16 protein-coding genes are annotated in these 14492 nt (G+C 68.9%); 11 read left to right on the top strand and 5 right to left on the bottom strand.

Features of this window, described 5'->3' with window-relative positions; translation table 11 throughout:
• Position 1: 1 nt before the first annotated feature.
• Complete coding sequence (locus tag CMN_RS10885; protein WP_015490867.1) at positions 2 to 247, bottom strand: exodeoxyribonuclease VII small subunit; 246 nt, start codon at positions 245 to 247, stop codon at positions 2 to 4.
• Positions 248 to 257: 10 nt separating this feature from the next.
• Positions 258 to 1574: an exodeoxyribonuclease VII large subunit gene (xseA, locus tag CMN_RS10880; protein WP_015490866.1), complete on the bottom strand. Its 1317-nt coding sequence runs from the start codon at positions 1572 to 1574 to the stop codon at positions 258 to 260.
• A gap of 102 nt (positions 1575 to 1676) precedes the next feature.
• Here xseA and CMN_RS10875 point away from each other — a divergent pair, with 102 nt between their 5' ends.
• Positions 1677 to 2711 (top strand): 4-hydroxy-3-methylbut-2-enyl diphosphate reductase, encoded by a 1035-nt coding sequence (locus tag CMN_RS10875; RefSeq protein ID WP_041465289.1) that lies wholly within the window; start codon positions 1677 to 1679, stop codon positions 2709 to 2711.
• Positions 2708 to 3541, top strand: coding sequence for a DUF6264 family protein (locus tag CMN_RS10870; RefSeq protein ID WP_015490864.1), 834 nt, complete (start codon positions 2708 to 2710; stop codon positions 3539 to 3541). The genes CMN_RS10875 and CMN_RS10870 overlap by 4 nt, the downstream gene beginning before the upstream one ends.
• Positions 3542 to 3630: 89 nt before the next feature.
• On the opposite strand, the gene fbaA is transcribed toward CMN_RS10870, so the two are convergent.
• From fbaA to CMN_RS10855, 3 genes are all read right to left on the bottom strand, one after another.
• Entirely contained in the window at positions 3631 to 4656 is a 1026-nt protein-coding gene (gene fbaA / locus CMN_RS10865) for a class II fructose-bisphosphate aldolase (protein WP_015490863.1), read from the bottom strand.
• Between the two features lie 105 nt (positions 4657 to 4761).
• Positions 4762 to 6141, bottom strand: coding sequence for a DNA recombination protein RmuC (locus tag CMN_RS10860; RefSeq protein WP_015490862.1), 1380 nt, complete (start codon positions 6139 to 6141; stop codon positions 4762 to 4764).
• Positions 6142 to 6208: 67 nt separating this feature from the next.
• Positions 6209 to 6838, bottom strand: a complete 630-nt coding sequence (locus CMN_RS10855) for a 3'-5' exonuclease (protein ID WP_015490861.1) — start codon at positions 6836 to 6838, stop codon at positions 6209 to 6211.
• Positions 6839 to 6937: 99 nt separating this feature from the next.
• Between CMN_RS10855 and ychF the strand changes: the two genes are divergently transcribed.
• The 9 genes from ychF to CMN_RS14985 all read left to right on the top strand — a co-directional run bounded on the left by ychF (position 6938) and on the right by CMN_RS14985 (position 14471).
• A complete protein-coding gene (ychF, locus tag CMN_RS10850) occupies positions 6938 to 8008 on the top strand; it encodes a redox-regulated ATPase YchF (protein WP_015490860.1) in 1071 nt (356 codons plus the stop codon).
• Between the two features lie 124 nt (positions 8009 to 8132).
• Positions 8133 to 8441, top strand: coding sequence for a hypothetical protein (locus tag CMN_RS14990; RefSeq protein WP_015490859.1), 309 nt, complete (start codon positions 8133 to 8135; stop codon positions 8439 to 8441).
• 767 nt (positions 8442 to 9208) lie between these two features.
• Complete coding sequence (locus CMN_RS10840; protein ID WP_015490856.1) at positions 9209 to 9574, top strand: hypothetical protein; 366 nt, start codon at positions 9209 to 9211, stop codon at positions 9572 to 9574.
• On the top strand, positions 9571 to 10299 hold the full coding sequence (locus tag CMN_RS10835; protein ID WP_015490855.1) for a bifunctional DNA primase/polymerase: 729 nt from the start codon (positions 9571 to 9573) through the stop codon (positions 10297 to 10299). Before CMN_RS10840 ends, CMN_RS10835 begins: the two co-directional genes overlap by 4 nt.
• On the top strand, positions 10296 to 11579 hold the full coding sequence (locus CMN_RS10830; RefSeq protein WP_015490854.1) for an AAA family ATPase: 1284 nt from the start codon (positions 10296 to 10298) through the stop codon (positions 11577 to 11579). Before CMN_RS10835 ends, CMN_RS10830 begins: the two co-directional genes overlap by 4 nt.
• Complete coding sequence (locus CMN_RS10825) at positions 11572 to 11871, top strand: hypothetical protein (RefSeq protein WP_015490853.1); 300 nt, start codon at positions 11572 to 11574, stop codon at positions 11869 to 11871. Before CMN_RS10830 ends, CMN_RS10825 begins: the two co-directional genes overlap by 8 nt.
• Positions 11872 to 12043: 172 nt before the next feature.
• A complete protein-coding gene (locus CMN_RS10820; protein WP_041465285.1) occupies positions 12044 to 12616 on the top strand; it encodes a hypothetical protein in 573 nt (190 codons plus the stop codon).
• 467 nt (positions 12617 to 13083) lie between these two features.
• The gene (locus CMN_RS10810) at positions 13084 to 13764 is read left to right on the top strand and encodes a recombinase family protein (protein WP_015490851.1); all 681 of its coding nucleotides are present in this window, start codon (positions 13084 to 13086) and stop codon (positions 13762 to 13764) included.
• Positions 13765 to 13823: 59 nt separating this feature from the next.
• The gene (locus tag CMN_RS14985) at positions 13824 to 14471 is read left to right on the top strand and encodes a hypothetical protein (RefSeq protein ID WP_015490850.1); all 648 of its coding nucleotides are present in this window, start codon (positions 13824 to 13826) and stop codon (positions 14469 to 14471) included.
• Positions 14472 to 14492 lie beyond the last annotated feature (21 nt).

Here is a 14492-nt window from a genome sequence, read left to right as displayed (position 1 = left end):
GTCAGCCGGCGTCGGATGCGGCGGTCGTGCGGGCGGCGTCGAGCCGCGCCTTGGCGCCGAGCAGCCACTCCTCGCAGCGGGCCGCGAGGGCCTCGCCGCGCTCCCACAGGGCGATCGACTCCTCGAGCGTGGACGCGCCCTGCTCGAGGTCGTTGACGACGCGCACCAGGGCGTCGCGCGCCTCCTCGTAGCTGAGCTCGGAGACGTCGGGCAGGCGTGCGCCGGTGTCGGCGGGGCTGGTGGGCATGGGGGAGATCCTAGCTTTCGGCCCCGGACGCCGGCCGGGCGCCCGGGGCGGGGGAGGCGGGCAGCCGCGCGGCCGAGGACGGGATGTCGTCGGTGGGGCCGGTGGAGGTCGCGCCGAGCGCGCCGGCGGCGAGGCGCAGCACGAGGCCGGTGCCGTGGGGCGCGTCCGCGGGGGCGCGGAGGGCGGATCCGTCGGCGGTCTGCACGATGGCGTATCCACGGTCGAGCACGTGCTGCGGCGAGAGCGTGCGCAGCTGCCGGGACAGCTCGCTCGCCTGCTGCATGCCGCGCTCGACGACGCGGCCGGCGAGCTCCGCGGATCGCGCGATGTAGCGGCCGAGTTCCTCGGCGCGCGAGTCGACGATCCACGACGTGCTCGAGAGGACCGGCCGCGACCGCAGCTGCTCGATGCGGTCGATCTCGCCGCGCACCTGCGACGTGAGGCGCATGCCGATGCGGGTGCGGGCCTGCTGCACGCGCGACAGCTCCTCGGAGACGTCGGGCACGACGCGCTTGGCGGCGTCGGTGGGGGTGGAGGCGCGGAGGTCGGCGACGTCGTCGAGCAGCGGCCGGTCGGCCTCGTGGCCGATAGCGCTGACGAGCGGCGTGCGGCACGCGGCCGCCGTGCGCACGAGCGTCTCGTCGCTGAAGACGAGCAGGTTCTGGAAGTCGCCGCCGCCGCGCGCGACGACGATGACGTCGACCTCGGGATCCTCGTCGAGCACCCCGATGGCGCGCGTGACCTCGCCGGCCGCCCGGTCGCCCTGCACCGCGGTGTGCACGACGCGGAAGCGGACGCTCGGCCAGCGCAGCTGCGCGTTGCGGAGCACGTCCTTCTCGGCGTCCGAGTCCTTGCCGGTGATGAGGCCGATGCAGCCGGGCAGGAACGGCAGGCGCCGCTTGCGGTCGGCGTCGAAGAGGCCCTCGGCGCGCAGCGTCTGGCGCAGCCGCTCGAGCCGCTCGAGCAGGTCACCGAGCCCGACGTGGCGCATCTCCAGCACCTGCATCGTGAGCGTGCCGCCCTTGACCCAGTAGTTCGGCTTCACGAGCGCGACGACGCGCGCGCCCTGGCCGAGGTCCGCCGGGATCTTCGCCCGCACCGACGACCAGACGGTGAAGCTGATGGTGGCGTCGACGTCGAGGTCCTTGAGCTTCCCGTAGACGTTGCCGCCGGATCCGCCCCACTGGGTGATCTCGCCCTCGACCCACGCGGTGCCGAGCCGGTCGATCCAGCCCTTGATCTTCCCGGACAGCACGGAGACGGGCCAGGGGGCGTCGACCGTCGGGGCGCCGGCTGCCGGCATGGACACGGTGCGCGTCTCGCTCATGGCTCCCCCACTCGTCGCCCAGCACGGGCGCTTAGACTCGGGACTGTGACTACAGCGACCACTGACCAGCGACTCGTGGGAGCACCCGTCGTCAGCCTGTCGATGCCGCGGATGCCCGGCGTCCGCAACAGGCTCAAGGATAACCCGGTGGCCGGACCCAAGAAGGTCCTGCTCGCCGCTCCCCGCGGGTACTGCGCCGGCGTCGACCGCGCCGTCGTGGCCGTCGAGAAGGCGCTCGAACGCTACGGCGCCCCCGTCTACGTGCGGAAGCAGATCGTCCACAACGTGCACGTCGTCTCGACGCTCGAGCGCATGGGCGCGATCTTCGTGGAGGAGGTCGACGAGGTCCCCGAGGGTGCCCACGTCGTCTTCAGCGCGCACGGCGTCTCGCCGGCCGTGGTGCAGGGCGCGGCCGACCGCGGGCTCCAGGCCATCGACGCGACGTGCCCCCTCGTCACCAAGGTCCACCGCGAGGCCGTGCGCTTCGCCAAGGCCGACATGCAGATCCTCCTCATCGGCCACGAGGGCCACGAGGAGGTCGAGGGCACCGCGGGCGAGGCGCCCGAGCAGACCATCGTCGTCAACTCCCCGGAGCACGCCGACGTCATCGAGGTCAAGGACCCCGACAACCTCGTCTGGCTCTCGCAGACCACGCTGTCGGTGGACGAGACGATGGAGACGGTCCGCCGCCTCCGCGCCCGCTTCCCCCACCTGCAGGACCCGCCGAGCGATGACATCTGCTACGCCACGCAGAACCGCCAGGTCGCGATCAAGAAGGTCGCGGTCGACGCCGACCTCGTGATCGTCATCGGATCCGCGAACAGCTCCAACTCCGTGCGCCTCGTCGAGGTCGCGCTCGAGTACGGAGCCAAGGCGTCCTACCGGGTCGACTACGCGTCCGAGGTCAAGCAGGAGTGGCTCGACGGCGTGCAGACGGTCGGCGTCACGAGCGGCGCGTCCGTCCCCGAGGTCCTCGTGCAGGAGCTGCTCGACGACCTGGCCGACGCCGGCTACGGCGACGTCACCGCGGTCGTCACGGCCGAGGAGGACCTCGTCTTCTCGCTCCCCAAGGAGCTGCGCAAGGACCAGTCCGGCAACACGGACAGCCGCGCCATCGGCGGGCGCACCCGCGCGTGAGCGAGGACGACGGCCCGCGCCGTCCCGGCCGCCCGGCACCCCGCTACGGCGAGTACGCGTCGCCGTCCTCGGCGGACGGCAGCGGATCGTCGGAGCTGTCCGAGGCGGACGCGCGGATCGTCGCCGAGGCGGCGGAGTACCGCCGCGCCCAGGCCGAGCGGGACGCCCCGGCGTCCGCCGGCCGAGGCGGGAAGAAGGGCGGCAAGGCCGCCGCGCCGCAGACCCTCGCCGAGCAGATGGCCGAGGAGCGCAAGGCCGCGCGCGAGCGCCAGCAGGCCGAGCGCCGCGAGGCGGAGAAGGCCGCCGCCGACGCCCGTCGCACGGCGGAGAGGGCCGCCGCGATGGAGCGCCGGGACACGCGTCGCGCGTCGACCGCCCCGTCCGCCGGCGATGCGGGCGCCGCTCCTGGCACCCGTCCCGAGCGCCCCGCCTACCTCGCCGGGCAGGAGCCGCGCCGCGCGCCCCGGCGCTTCGACGCGGCCATCACCGTGGGCCTGCTCGCCGCGGGCCTCGTGAACGTCGTCGGCAGCATCGGCGCGAACGCGGATCCGTCGCTCGCCATCGACCAGTCGTACGCGCTGTTCGGCGGCGGCACCTACGAGGTCACGCCGCAGACCTCGGTCATCGGCATCGCCGTCAACGTCGTGAACATCGTCGTCTTCGTGCTCGCCGCGTGGATCTCGCTCGAGCTGGTGAAGCGCCGGCGCATCGCCTTCTGGGTCCCGATCGTGGGCGCCATCGTCGCCACCGTGATCACGAGCGTGCTCGTGCTGACGCTCATCGTCCAGGATCCGGCGTTCCAGCAGATCATGTCGAGCCGCGGGCCGTGATGCGCGGCATCTGACGCACGACGGCGGGGCCGGTCCACCAGGACCGGCCCCGCCGTCGTGCGCGCCCGAGTGCGCGGAGCTGCGCGCCGCTAGCTCTGTGAGTGGCCGTGCGAGCCGAGCTGGCGCGTGGCCTCGACGACGCGGGCGGCCATGGCCGACTCCGCCGTCTTGCCCCAGGCGCGGGGATCGTACGTCTTCTTGTTCCCGACCTCGCCGTCGACCTTGAGGAAGCCGTCGTAGTTGCGGAGCACCGAGTCGGCGATGGAGCGGCTGAACGCGTACTGCGTGTCGGTGTCGATGTTCATCTTCACGACGCCGTTGCGCACGGCCTCGGCGATCTCGTCGTCGGAGGAGCCGGATCCGCCGTGGAAGACGAGGTCGAACGGCTTCTCGCCGGTACCGTACTTCGACTGGATGCCGTCCTGGATCTCCTTGAGCAGCGCCGGGCGCAGCTGCACGCCGCCGGGCTTGTAGACGCCGTGCACGTTGCCGAAGGTGAGCGCGGCCATGTAGCGGCCGTTGTCGCCGAGGCCGAGCGCCTCGACCGTGGAGATCGCGTCTTCGAGGGTCGTGTAGAGGTGCGAGCCGGTGTCGTGGCTGACGCCGTCCTCCTCGCCGCCGACGACGCCGATCTCGACCTCGAGGATCGCGTTGATCGCCTTCATGCGGGGGAGCAAGTCCGTCGCGATGTCGAGGTTCTCGTTGAGCGGGACGGCCGAGCCGTCCCACATGTGCGACTGGAAGATGGGGTTGCGGCCCGCGCGGACCTCCTCCTCGCTGGCCTCGATCATCGGGATGACGAAGCCGTCGAGGGCGTCCTTCGGGCAGTGGTCGGTGTGCAGCGCGACGGTGATGGGGTAGTTCTTGGCGACCTCGGTGGCGAAGCGCGCGAACGCGAGGGCGCCGGCCGCGCGGTTCTTCACGGTGTGGCCGGAGAAGTAGTCGGCGCCGCCCGTGGTGACCTGGATGATGCCGTCGGATCCCGCGTCGGTGAGCCCCTGGAGGACCGCGTTGATGGTCTGCGACGAGGAAACGTTCACGGCCGGGTAGGCGAATCCGCCGGCCTTGGCGCGGTCCAGCATCTCGGCGTACTGCTCGGGGGTTGCTACGGGCATGGTGCATCTCCTTCGGCGGATCCACGGCGACGCCGTGCGGCTGTCGCGGGATCCTGATCGGCCGGCGGGTGGAGTCGTGCGGCCGGGCCCCGCGTGCTCGCCACTCTACCCAGCGGGGGTGCCAGCGGCCCGGGCGGCGGGGCGCGTGAACTCGTCCGCGGACAGCTCCCGGGTGGTCGCCTCGAGCGGCTCGAGCGTGCCGATGACCTTCGACTCGTCGAGCCGGCTCAGGCGTCGCGCGGTGGGGAGCACCTGCCGCTCCAGGGATCCGACGACGCGGTTGTAGTCGCCCACCGCGCCCGTGAGGGAGCGGCCGAGCTTGGCGATGTGCTCGCCGCTCGTGGCGAGGCGCGCGTGCAGCTCGCGGCTGAGGTCGAAGAGCTGCTTTGCGTCCTCCGTGAGCACCTCCTGCTGCCAGCTGAACGCGACGGTCTTGAGCACCGACCACAGCGTGACGGGGGAGGAGAGCGCGACCCGGCGGGAGAACGCGAACTCCATGATGCTCGGATCCGCCTCCAGCGCCGACGACACGAGCGACTCGCTCGGGATGAACGCGATGACCATCTCCGGGCTCGCGTCGAGCCCCTCCCAGTACGCGCGGCTGCCGAGCGCCGTGATGTGGTCGCGGACCGCCTGCACGTGCTGCTTCATCAGCGCGTCGCGGCGGGCGCCCTCGGGCCCGGTCGCGGACGCGGGGATGGAGCTCGCCTCGAGGTACGCGGTGAAGGGCGCCTTCGCGTCCACCGCGATGTTCTTGCCGCCGGGCAGGTGCACGACCATGTCGGGTCGGCCGATGCCCTGCGCCGTGGAGACGGACGACTGCACGTCGAAGTCGACGCGGTGGATGAGGCCGGCCGCCTCGACGACGCTCCGCAGCTGCGTCTCGCCCCACACGCCGCGCGTGCTGTTGGAGCGGAGCGCGGACGCGAGCGTCTCGGCCGTGGCGCGCAGCCGCTCCTCCGCCTCGGTGGCGCTCCGCAGCTGCTCGCTCAGCTCGCCGTGCTGCTGACGGCGCTGCTCCTCCAGCTCGTGCACCTTCGCCTGCACCTGCTTGAGGCTCTCGGCGACGGGGCTGAGCGCGGTGAGGACGCGGCCGTCCTCCTCGGTGCGGGCGACCTCGGCGCGCTGGATCTCGCGCAGCCGCGTCTGCAGCTCCGCGATGCGGTCCTCCTGCTGGCCGATCTGCTCGCGGAGGTGGGACTCCTGCGCGTCGAGCCGCTCGCGGTGCAGCGCGTCCTGCGTCTGGGCGCGCTCGGCGAACTGCGCGGTGGTCTGGGCGACCTGCTCCTCGGCGAGCCGCTCCGTGCGATCCAGCTGCTCGCGCAGCGCCTGGACCGTGGCCTCCGCGGCGGCGAGGCGCGCGGCCTCACCGGCACTGCCGGGCGCATCCACCCCCGAACGGGCGCGCGACACGGCGAGCCCGACCACCGCGCCCACGGCCAGACCGATGACGAGGCCGACGAGGAGGGCGATGACGGGATCCATGCGTGCAGTGTGCCAGCGGCCCCCGACACGGCCGGGACGCGGGTCGGCGGGGCCGCCGAGCGGAGGATCAGGCCCAGTCGATGGGCGGCGTCGCGGCGGCGGAGGCCTGCGTGACGGTCTGCGTGCGCGGCGCGCCGATGCGGCCGAGGCCCACGCCGGCCGCCTCCGCGAGCCCCGCGATCGACGCGGCGCCGTGCCGCGAGGCCGCGTGCACGACGATGGCGGCGCACGCCCGCGCGTCGGCCAGCGCCTCGTGGTGCGCGAAGTCCTCGAAGCCCGCGGCCCGCGCGGCGACGGGCAGCCGGTAGGAGTCGAGCGCGTAGGTGCGGCGCGCGACCTGGAGGCTGCAGAGGTAGGAGTACGGCGGCGGGATGAGGGCGGTCGCCTTGCACGCGCCCTGGATCACGCCCATGTCGAAGCGCGCGTTGTGGGCCACGAGGTGGTCGTCGCCCGCGAAGGCCATGAGGCGCGGCAGCTGGTCGGCCCAGCCGTCGGCGGCGGCCACGTCGTCCTCGACGATGCCGTGGATCCGCGTGTTCCAGACCGAGAAGGTGTCGTGCCCCGCGGGCGGCTGGATGAGCCAGGACGCGGTCTCGACAACGACGCCGTCCCGGACCTTCACGAGACCCACCGAGCACGCGCTCGCCGACGAGTTGTTGGCGGTCTCGAAGTCGATCGCGGTGAAGTCCAACGGCATGGGTTCGAGTGTTCCACGCACGACCGACGCCCGATCTCCGGAGAGCCCAGCCGCCGCCGGGCGGGGGAGGAGCCGGAGGGCCCCGTACGATGGACTCCCGTGGCTCTCACTATCGCGATCGTCGGTCTCCCCAACGTCGGCAAGTCGACGCTCTTCAACGCCCTGACCAAGAACCAGGTGCTCGCCGCGAACTACCCGTTCGCGACGATCGAGCCGAACGTGGGCGTGGTGAACCTCCCGGACCCGCGCCTCGAGGTGCTCGCCGGCCTCTTCGGCTCCGAGCGGATCCTGCCCGCCCCCGTCTCCTTCGTCGACATCGCGGGCATCGTCCGCGGCGCGAGCGAGGGCGAGGGCCTCGGCAACCAGTTCCTCGCGAACATCCGCGAGGCCGACGCCATCGCGCAGGTCGTCCGCGGCTTCGAGGACGAGGACGTCGTGCACGTCGACGGCCGCGTCGACGCCGCGAGCGACATGGAGACCATCAACACCGAGCTGATCCTCGCCGACCTGCAGACCCTCGAGCGCGCCGAGCCGCGCTACGAGAAGGAGCTGAAGACGAAGCGGATCGAGCCCGTCGTGCTCGAGACCGCGAAGGCCGCGCGCGAGTGGCTCGACTCGGGCAAGCCGCTGTCGGCCTCTTCGATCGACCTCGAGCCCGTCCGCGAGCTGGGCCTGCTGACCGCCAAGCCCTTCATCTACGTGTTCAACGTCGACGAGCAGGTGCTCGGCGACAAGGACAAGCTCGCGGAGCTGGCCGCCCTCGTGGCGCCCGTGCAGGCCGTGTTCCTCGACGCGAAGATCGAGTCGGAGCTCATCGAGCTCGACCCGGAGGACGCCGCCGAGATGCTCGCGAGCACCGGCCAGGAGGAGTCGGGCCTCGACCAGCTCGCCCGCATCGGCTTCGAGACCCTCGGCCTGCAGACCTACCTGACGGCGGGCCCGAAGGAGACGCGCGCCTGGACCATCGGCCGTGGCTGGAAGGCCCCGCAGGCGGCCGGCGTGATCCACACCGACTTCGAGAAGGGCTTCATCAAGGCCGAGGTCATCTCCTACGACGACCTGGTCGAGACCGGCTCCATCGCCGAGGCGCGCTCCAAGGGCAAGGCCCGCATCGAGGGCAAGGAGTACGTCATGCAGGACGGCGACGTGGTGGAGTTCCGTCACAGTTAGGCATCTGCATGCGCGCCGCGCCGGGTGTGCCGGATGTTTATTCGCGAAGCGAGGTGGGGCCAGGCCGCCGGTGACACGCGATTTAGGGGTCGTGCTGAACCCGCTTTGTCGCTAACTTTCAGCTATGACACCAGCACCACGCGGTCACCGCCGCCACAACATCGACCTTCCGACCCTCGGGACAATCCCCGTTTACGCTGGCGTAAAAGTGGGTAGTGCTTTAGAGGAGGTCCAGGAAGACATGAGCCTTTATAAGGGCGTGCGCTTGGCTCAGCTCTTGGAGGCCGTTTACAAGCAGGGTCTGATCGACGGTCGGGCTCAGGTCTTCAATCGGTTTGAAGAGCAGTTTGATTTGGCCGCCAAGGACAAGGAGCTGAACCACAAGAACCCGGGCCGTCCTCGCTCAAGGACCGCAGCGAAGCCGGCAAAGTAAGGGGTCACTAGCGAGCGCAACACGCCGCCTCACCTGGGCTTTTGCTAGGTCCGGTTGCTCGGCGCCCAGGCGCGCGGCACAATAGTGGTTATGCAAGCTGTTGTCAAGAGCCGAGTCCTGGTTGTCTGCCGGGGTACCAAGGCGAAGCCCCACGCGCGCAATCGCCTGGTGCGACTGCGGCATTATGAGTGGTCTACCACCGAGAGCGCCTGGGTGCGTGCTGACGGTGCCGATGACGAGTGGTACCTCCGCAGCACCGCGGATGGCTTGGAAGGCTACCCGCACCCCCACTTCAAGTGCCCGGTGGCGGCATGCCCTAACGATCGGGTCTACCAGCACGACACCTTTCAGGACCTGGTCGAGCGTGCCTCGACGGCCGATGGCCTAGTCTTGATCTAGCAACACAGTCCTACGCGCTGGTGGTCGGCGCGGTAAACATTATGGCCTCATAGATGGCATAAGCGGTGCGACGCGCTACGACGCGTACTTACAACCGTGCCTACATCAGATCACCTGGTCGCACTTCTTTGCGGGAGTTTCCTTCATCCCGCGAAAGAGGCTCCGGTGCCTATCCAGAATCACAAGCAAGCCCTGATGGGGGTTGCCCGGGCGGTCAAGCAAAGAGACCCCCAACTTGAGCAGGAAGCTCGCCGCGAACTAGCGGCTGCTGTCCTGGCCAACCACATCGAGAAGGTCCTGGCAGACGCGCCAGAACTCAGTCCTCAGCAAGTGCGCACGTTGTCCGGCTTGCTGCGTGGGCGGTCGGCATGAGCCGCCGCTGGCCCACCCCGCGCGTGGGATACCCATCCAAGCCAAGGCTGTCCGAGTCCGACATGCGCTCGGTGCTCAGCGTTGGCCCCGACATCAAGTGGTTCTTCCCGTTCGTCGTGCTCGGTGAGGTCCGCACCTCCCGGCCCAACTCCATGCCGTACGGATTCGCGCACTGGTACTTGGATGCCGAAGGCAAGCTGTGCAACGACACGCGCACCTTCTACTCGGCGCAGGGCGTGCGGTGGGCTGCGGAGCACCTGTACCGAACCCATGAGGGCGACTGCCGGTGCATCGCCGTCTTCTACTGGGAGCCGGCGACGGTCAACTACGGCGTCGAGCACTACGCGGCGGTGGCCTCGTGAACGGCAAGCAATATGCCGCGCTGGATCTGGCCAAGTCGGGGTGGGCCGTCATCCCCCTCGACGGCAAGCGGCCGGTCACCGAGCACGGCCACCTGGATGCCACCACGGACCCGCGCATCATCCGTCGCCTGTGGTCCGAGAAGGACTGGAACGTCGGCTCGCCAGTGCCGGACAACCTCATCGTGCTGGATGTGGACCCGCGCAATGGCGGCAGCGTCGAGGCGCTTGAACAGCGCGCCGGGGTAGCACTACCACCGACCCTTGAAGTGATCACCGGTCGGCGTGACGGTGGGCGGCACCTGTACTTCCTGCGGCCGTTCGACGGCAGGGTGTACCGCCGCGACATTCCGCAGGGCATCGACGTGAAGACCAGCGGCTACATGGTCATGCCGCCAAGCCACCACCCGGATACCGGCAAGAGCTACCAGTGGATCCATCGGGACATCGCACGTCTGCCCCAAGAAGTCATCCGCCTGATGGTCCCTCGGCTGCCGAAGCCACCCCGGAGCCCGACGTCTACCAGCCCCAGTGCACTCGCGACGTTCATCCGCACCCTGCAAGTCGGCGAGCGCCACGACGGACTGCTGTGGGCCGCCAGTCGGGCTCATGAAGCGGGAGTTCGCGGGTACGGCTTGGGCCTGCTGGTGGACGCCGCGGTGGACATGGGCGTCCCCCGACGCGAAGCGGAACGGGTAATCGAATCAGCAAGGACGGAACGCACATGAGCACCACCCGCAGAAGGCCCGCCAGTAAGGCACCAGTGCTGCCGAAGGTCGACGCGACGGTGCCGGAGGACACGCTGCGCGAGATGCAGCTGGAAGAGGAGATCCGCAACGAGACAGACCGCATCATCGTCCGGGACAAGGCCCGAGAGCAGGCGGCGCGTCGGCAGAAGGCTGAACCCACCGCCCCAGCACCCAAGCCGCGGTCAGTGGCGGACCTGCTAGCGCAGGAGTTCCCCGTCCTGGACTGGATCGTGCCGGACGTCATCCCGGACGGCTGCCACCTGGTGATCGCTGCTCCGAAGATCGGCAAAAGCCTGCTCACGCTCGGGCTGGCCATCGCGTGCGCCAACGGCACGGAGGCGTTCGGGGCCATCAAGGTGGCTCGGCGGCCGGTGTTGCTGATCGACCTGGAGTCTGGGGACCGACGCCTGGCCAGCCGACTGGATGCGTTCGGCGTCACCACTGTGCCCGACACATTCCAGTTCCACACCGACGCCGAAACTGCCCTCGCGGTGCTGCGCGAGTTCCTCCAGCGGCACAAGGGGAGGTCGCCGCTGGTGATCCTCGACACCTTGTCGGAGGTCATGACAATGAAGCCCCGGGACCTGGCGCCGATGCTGCACGAGAAGCGGACCCTGCAACCGATCCAGACCCTGTGCTCCACGGACCCCGGGGCAAGCGTCCTGATTGTGCACCACAACCGCAAGGAGAAGAGCGGCGACAGCGTGGACAGCTCGTCGGGCACGCACGGGCTCACGGGTGCCGTGGATGGCATCTTCGTGCTCGACCGCCCAGACCGGCAGCAGCCCGAGGCCACGCTCATCCGGAACAGCCGGGACATCGAGGACGCCGTGTACGGCATGACGCTCAAGGGCGTGCAGTGGACGTTCGACGGCCGTAGTGCGGGCGCGGCGCGTCTGGCTGCGGAGGCCCGGCGCACGCAGGAGCGGATCGAGAGGCAAGGCCAGGTGGGCCACAGGATGCTCGCCCTGCTGAAGGAGCACGGGCCCCTGACCCCCGCCGAAGCATACGAGCTGTACGACGGGGACGCGAAGATCCAAACGGTACGTAATGCGTTGAATCGGCTCGCATTCCGCAACCTCGCTTCTAAAGACAGCGCCGGGCACTACACCGCTACATACCCCCCTGAGTTGGGTGAGTTTAGTGAGTTGGGGGGAGTTGCAGGCAACTCAGGCAAACAGGCACGTAAGGCCGGTACCAGCGTGCGCCGCCGCGCCGCATCAACAACGACCAAGAAAGCAAGGACCCGCCATGAATGAAGTCAGCGACATGAAGCCCGAGCAGGGCATCACCATCCACGTAGATGACGTGGTGCTATTCCGGCTGCGCGAAGGATGCCACCCGCTCGTCTACTCGGACACGTTGGCTCGCGTCTCGTACGACATGGACATCGGGGTGCTGCACATGGGCACGCTGTGGAACTTCGGGCTCGTGGGCGACGTGGAAGCAATCGAGCTGGACGACGGCACGGTTGTTGCGCTGGCCGACATCGACCCCAAGTCGCTCGTTGTGAACCCGGCCTTCACTCCGGAACAGGCCCCCGGCGCATGAATCAGTTCTACGGCTGTACGGCGATCCCTCCATGAGTGCAGGAAGGCAGGGGCCGTGGGGCGGCGATGAGCGCCGGTACCTGCGGATCCCCCCGCCGACCAGTAGCAGCAGTCCATTTCTCAAGACCACCGCGCCGGGCGGACCCCCGGTACCCAGGATGAAAGGCAACACCATGACGAAGACCACCCCCGCAACCCTCGAGCGCGATCTCGACCACACCCGCGCCGCCTATAAGGAGGAGGCGACCGCCGTCAAGCACGCGCACACCGCCAAGAAGGCGGAGATCATGAAGGACCCGATGACCAGCGACCTGGCGAAGCGGGAGAAGGTAGACGAGCTGAGGACGCAGACCAGGGCGGAGCTCGACGGCATCAAGGCGAAGCAGCAGACCTACGTGAAGGACCTGCGAGCCAAGGTCGAGCGCGAGCTGCTGGGCAGCCAGCCCAGCGACGCGAACAGCGTGCTGCTCCGTCGGGACGCCGCCGACCGTGCCCGCCGCATCACCGATGAGAAGGAGGCGCTGGCCGTGCTGGAGGACGCGAGCCGGGGCGGCGACGACAGCCTGGCGCACGCGGTGGGCTACCGTGCCCGCAACTCCGGCTGGATCAACGCGCTGGACGCGTACCGTGAGGCCCAGCCCGGGGCAGCGGACTCGGCCACCGCGCTGGCCAAGCTGGAGAGCCTGGACCGCGACCCGAGCTACAACTTCGCGAACCAGATCACGTACTCGGCCCCGAACGAGTGATGGACAACTGACGGAGACCCCTCCGCTGCACGAGAGGCCCCTGGCGCTGCTGGGGGCCTTTCGGCGTGCTGGCTGTGGCTGGGGCCCTGCCGGCGAGCCCTGGGAGGAGCTGAGAGACAGCCACGCCGAGGCCCGCCCGCCCCTGCTGCGCCCTGGCGGGGGCCCAGCAGCTCGGCCGTGGCGCGCGGCCCCAGGACTGCGCCGATCCAGCAGTTGCCGCAAGGGTCCCCTTGAGGCATGGTTCAACTCACTCGAATATACGTTCCACTAATGCGAGAGGACGACCACATGCCCACGATGATCCGCCACCGCGTCTTGGTCCTTGCTCGGCAGGGCGCGTACAGCGCCCGATGCGAGTACGAGGTCGATGGTGAGGTGCAGCTTTGCAATATCGGCCTGGGCCAGTTCCCGACCAGCAACGCCGCCCGTGAGGCGTGCCAGAGGGGCTGCCCGGAGGCCGCACGTCGATGACCACGATGATCGGCTACCTGCGGGTATCCACCGAAGAGCAGGCTCAGAGTGGCCTGGGGCTTGATGCCCAGCGCGACACTATGCAGCGTTATGCAGATGCGCACAGCTTGGACCTGATCTGGTACGTGGACGAGGGGCTATCGGCCAAGTCGCTCAACCGGCCTCAGTTGCAGGCCGCCCTCACCCGGCTACACCGCCTACCGAAACGTCGTGATGTGGACGGCCTCGTCGTGGCCAAGCTCGACCGCCTGAGCCGCAGCGTGCACGACTTCTCGGGCCTGCTCAAACTGGCCGCTGCGCGGCGCTGGTCCGTCGTCGCCATCGACTTAGGCGTAGACACCAGTACTCCCACCGGCAAGTTGGTGGCCAACGTCATGATGTCGGTAGCCGAGTGGGAGCGGGAGGTCATTGGAGAGCGTACGTCCGCTGCCATGCAGGCGGCGAAGCGTCAGGGCAGGCACATGGGACGGGTATCTACGTTGGACTCAAACACACGGGATCGCCTGCTGGTCTTACGGGCCGAGCACACTCTCGCGGGCACGGCGGTTCTCCTGAACGACGAGGGGTTCACCACCGCGACCGGTGCTGTGTGGTCCGCCAACTCCGTCGCGAAGGCGCACAAGCGCCTTCTGGCTGGCCGCTGCGACACAGAGTCCGGGGCCGCGTTTGCCACCTGACACGCGGATCACCCGCATGGTTCAAGCTTGCGGTCGGCACCACCGATACGCTCAGGACCGTGACGAACCCCGAAGCGAGCACCCTCTGGGTGATTCGTGCACCCGCAGTTCGAGCGAGCATCGAGGTCTTGGGTACGCAACGAATCCACCCGACGCTGCCCATGTACTTGTATCTCAGGCTGAAAGCAAGCCAAGGATTGCTGCCGGAAGCATCAGCCTCGTCTGATGAGCTGCTCTCACTAATTGAGATGCCGGGTAACCCCGAGAAGCCTTACTATTTTCCCATGATTGACCGTGGAAGAAGGGACGTGGGACCCCTTGCCTCTTTTTGGCGTAACACCAACATCGGGGGAAGCTGGTCCCCGGGCTCGATTCGCCGGCAAGTGGCAGCTAGCTGGCTCGCAGATGATAGTGGCCACTACGCGATGCCCGAGGATAATGCCGTGCTGGCCTTCGACAAGTTACTTTACGGTAAGCGCGCTCCGGCTGCCGCGATGAGTGCGTTCTTCCTCCGTAATCAAGTTTTCTTGAAAGCGCAAGAGCCAACGGAGGACGATTTGGTTGACACCTTCCGCGGAAACTTTGGATTTCCTTCGGTGGATGATGACTTTGTCCAGCTATTTGATACGAGGTCTTCGGTTGTGACAGACGATGAGCGATGGTTTGAACCCGCTCCGGCTGGAGTGCTGGAGGTGCTCATTGGCTGACTTACCCACTTACTCCGGCGC

The organism is Clavibacter nebraskensis NCPPB 2581 (genome assembly GCF_000355695.1).
GTDB classification, from domain to species: Bacteria; Actinomycetota; Actinomycetes; order Actinomycetales; family Microbacteriaceae; genus Clavibacter; species Clavibacter nebraskensis.
The sequence above is the reverse complement of the archived record's forward strand: the minus strand, read 5'-3'. Positions and strand labels throughout refer to the sequence as shown.

Excerpts from the sequence above, each read along its gene's own strand:
- CMN_RS10840 (WP_015490856.1), top strand. The coding sequence starts at position 9,209 with ATGAGCCGCCGCTGGCCCACCCCGCGCGTGGGATACCCATCCAAGCCA.
- CMN_RS10885 (WP_015490867.1), bottom strand. The coding sequence starts at position 247 with ATGCCCACCAGCCCCGCCGACACCGGCGCACGCCTGCCCGACGTCTCC.
- CMN_RS10875 (WP_041465289.1), top strand. The coding sequence starts at position 1,677 with ATGCCGCGGATGCCCGGCGTCCGCAACAGGCTCAAGGATAACCCGGTG.
- CMN_RS14990 (WP_015490859.1), top strand. The coding sequence starts at position 8,133 with ATGACACCAGCACCACGCGGTCACCGCCGCCACAACATCGACCTTCCG.
- CMN_RS10860 (WP_015490862.1), bottom strand. The coding sequence starts at position 6,141 with ATGGATCCCGTCATCGCCCTCCTCGTCGGCCTCGTCATCGGTCTGGCC.
- CMN_RS10810 (WP_015490851.1), top strand. The coding sequence starts at position 13,084 with ATGACCACGATGATCGGCTACCTGCGGGTATCCACCGAAGAGCAGGCT.
- CMN_RS10820 (WP_041465285.1), top strand. The coding sequence starts at position 12,044 with ATGACGAAGACCACCCCCGCAACCCTCGAGCGCGATCTCGACCACACC.
- xseA (WP_015490866.1), bottom strand. The coding sequence starts at position 1,574 with ATGAGCGAGACGCGCACCGTGTCCATGCCGGCAGCCGGCGCCCCGACG.
- CMN_RS10855 (WP_015490861.1), bottom strand. The coding sequence starts at position 6,838 with ATGCCGTTGGACTTCACCGCGATCGACTTCGAGACCGCCAACAACTCG.
- fbaA (WP_015490863.1), bottom strand. The coding sequence starts at position 4,656 with ATGCCCGTAGCAACCCCCGAGCAGTACGCCGAGATGCTGGACCGCGCC.
- CMN_RS10830 (WP_015490854.1), top strand. The coding sequence starts at position 10,296 with ATGAGCACCACCCGCAGAAGGCCCGCCAGTAAGGCACCAGTGCTGCCG.
- CMN_RS10825 (WP_015490853.1), top strand. The coding sequence starts at position 11,572 with ATGAATGAAGTCAGCGACATGAAGCCCGAGCAGGGCATCACCATCCAC.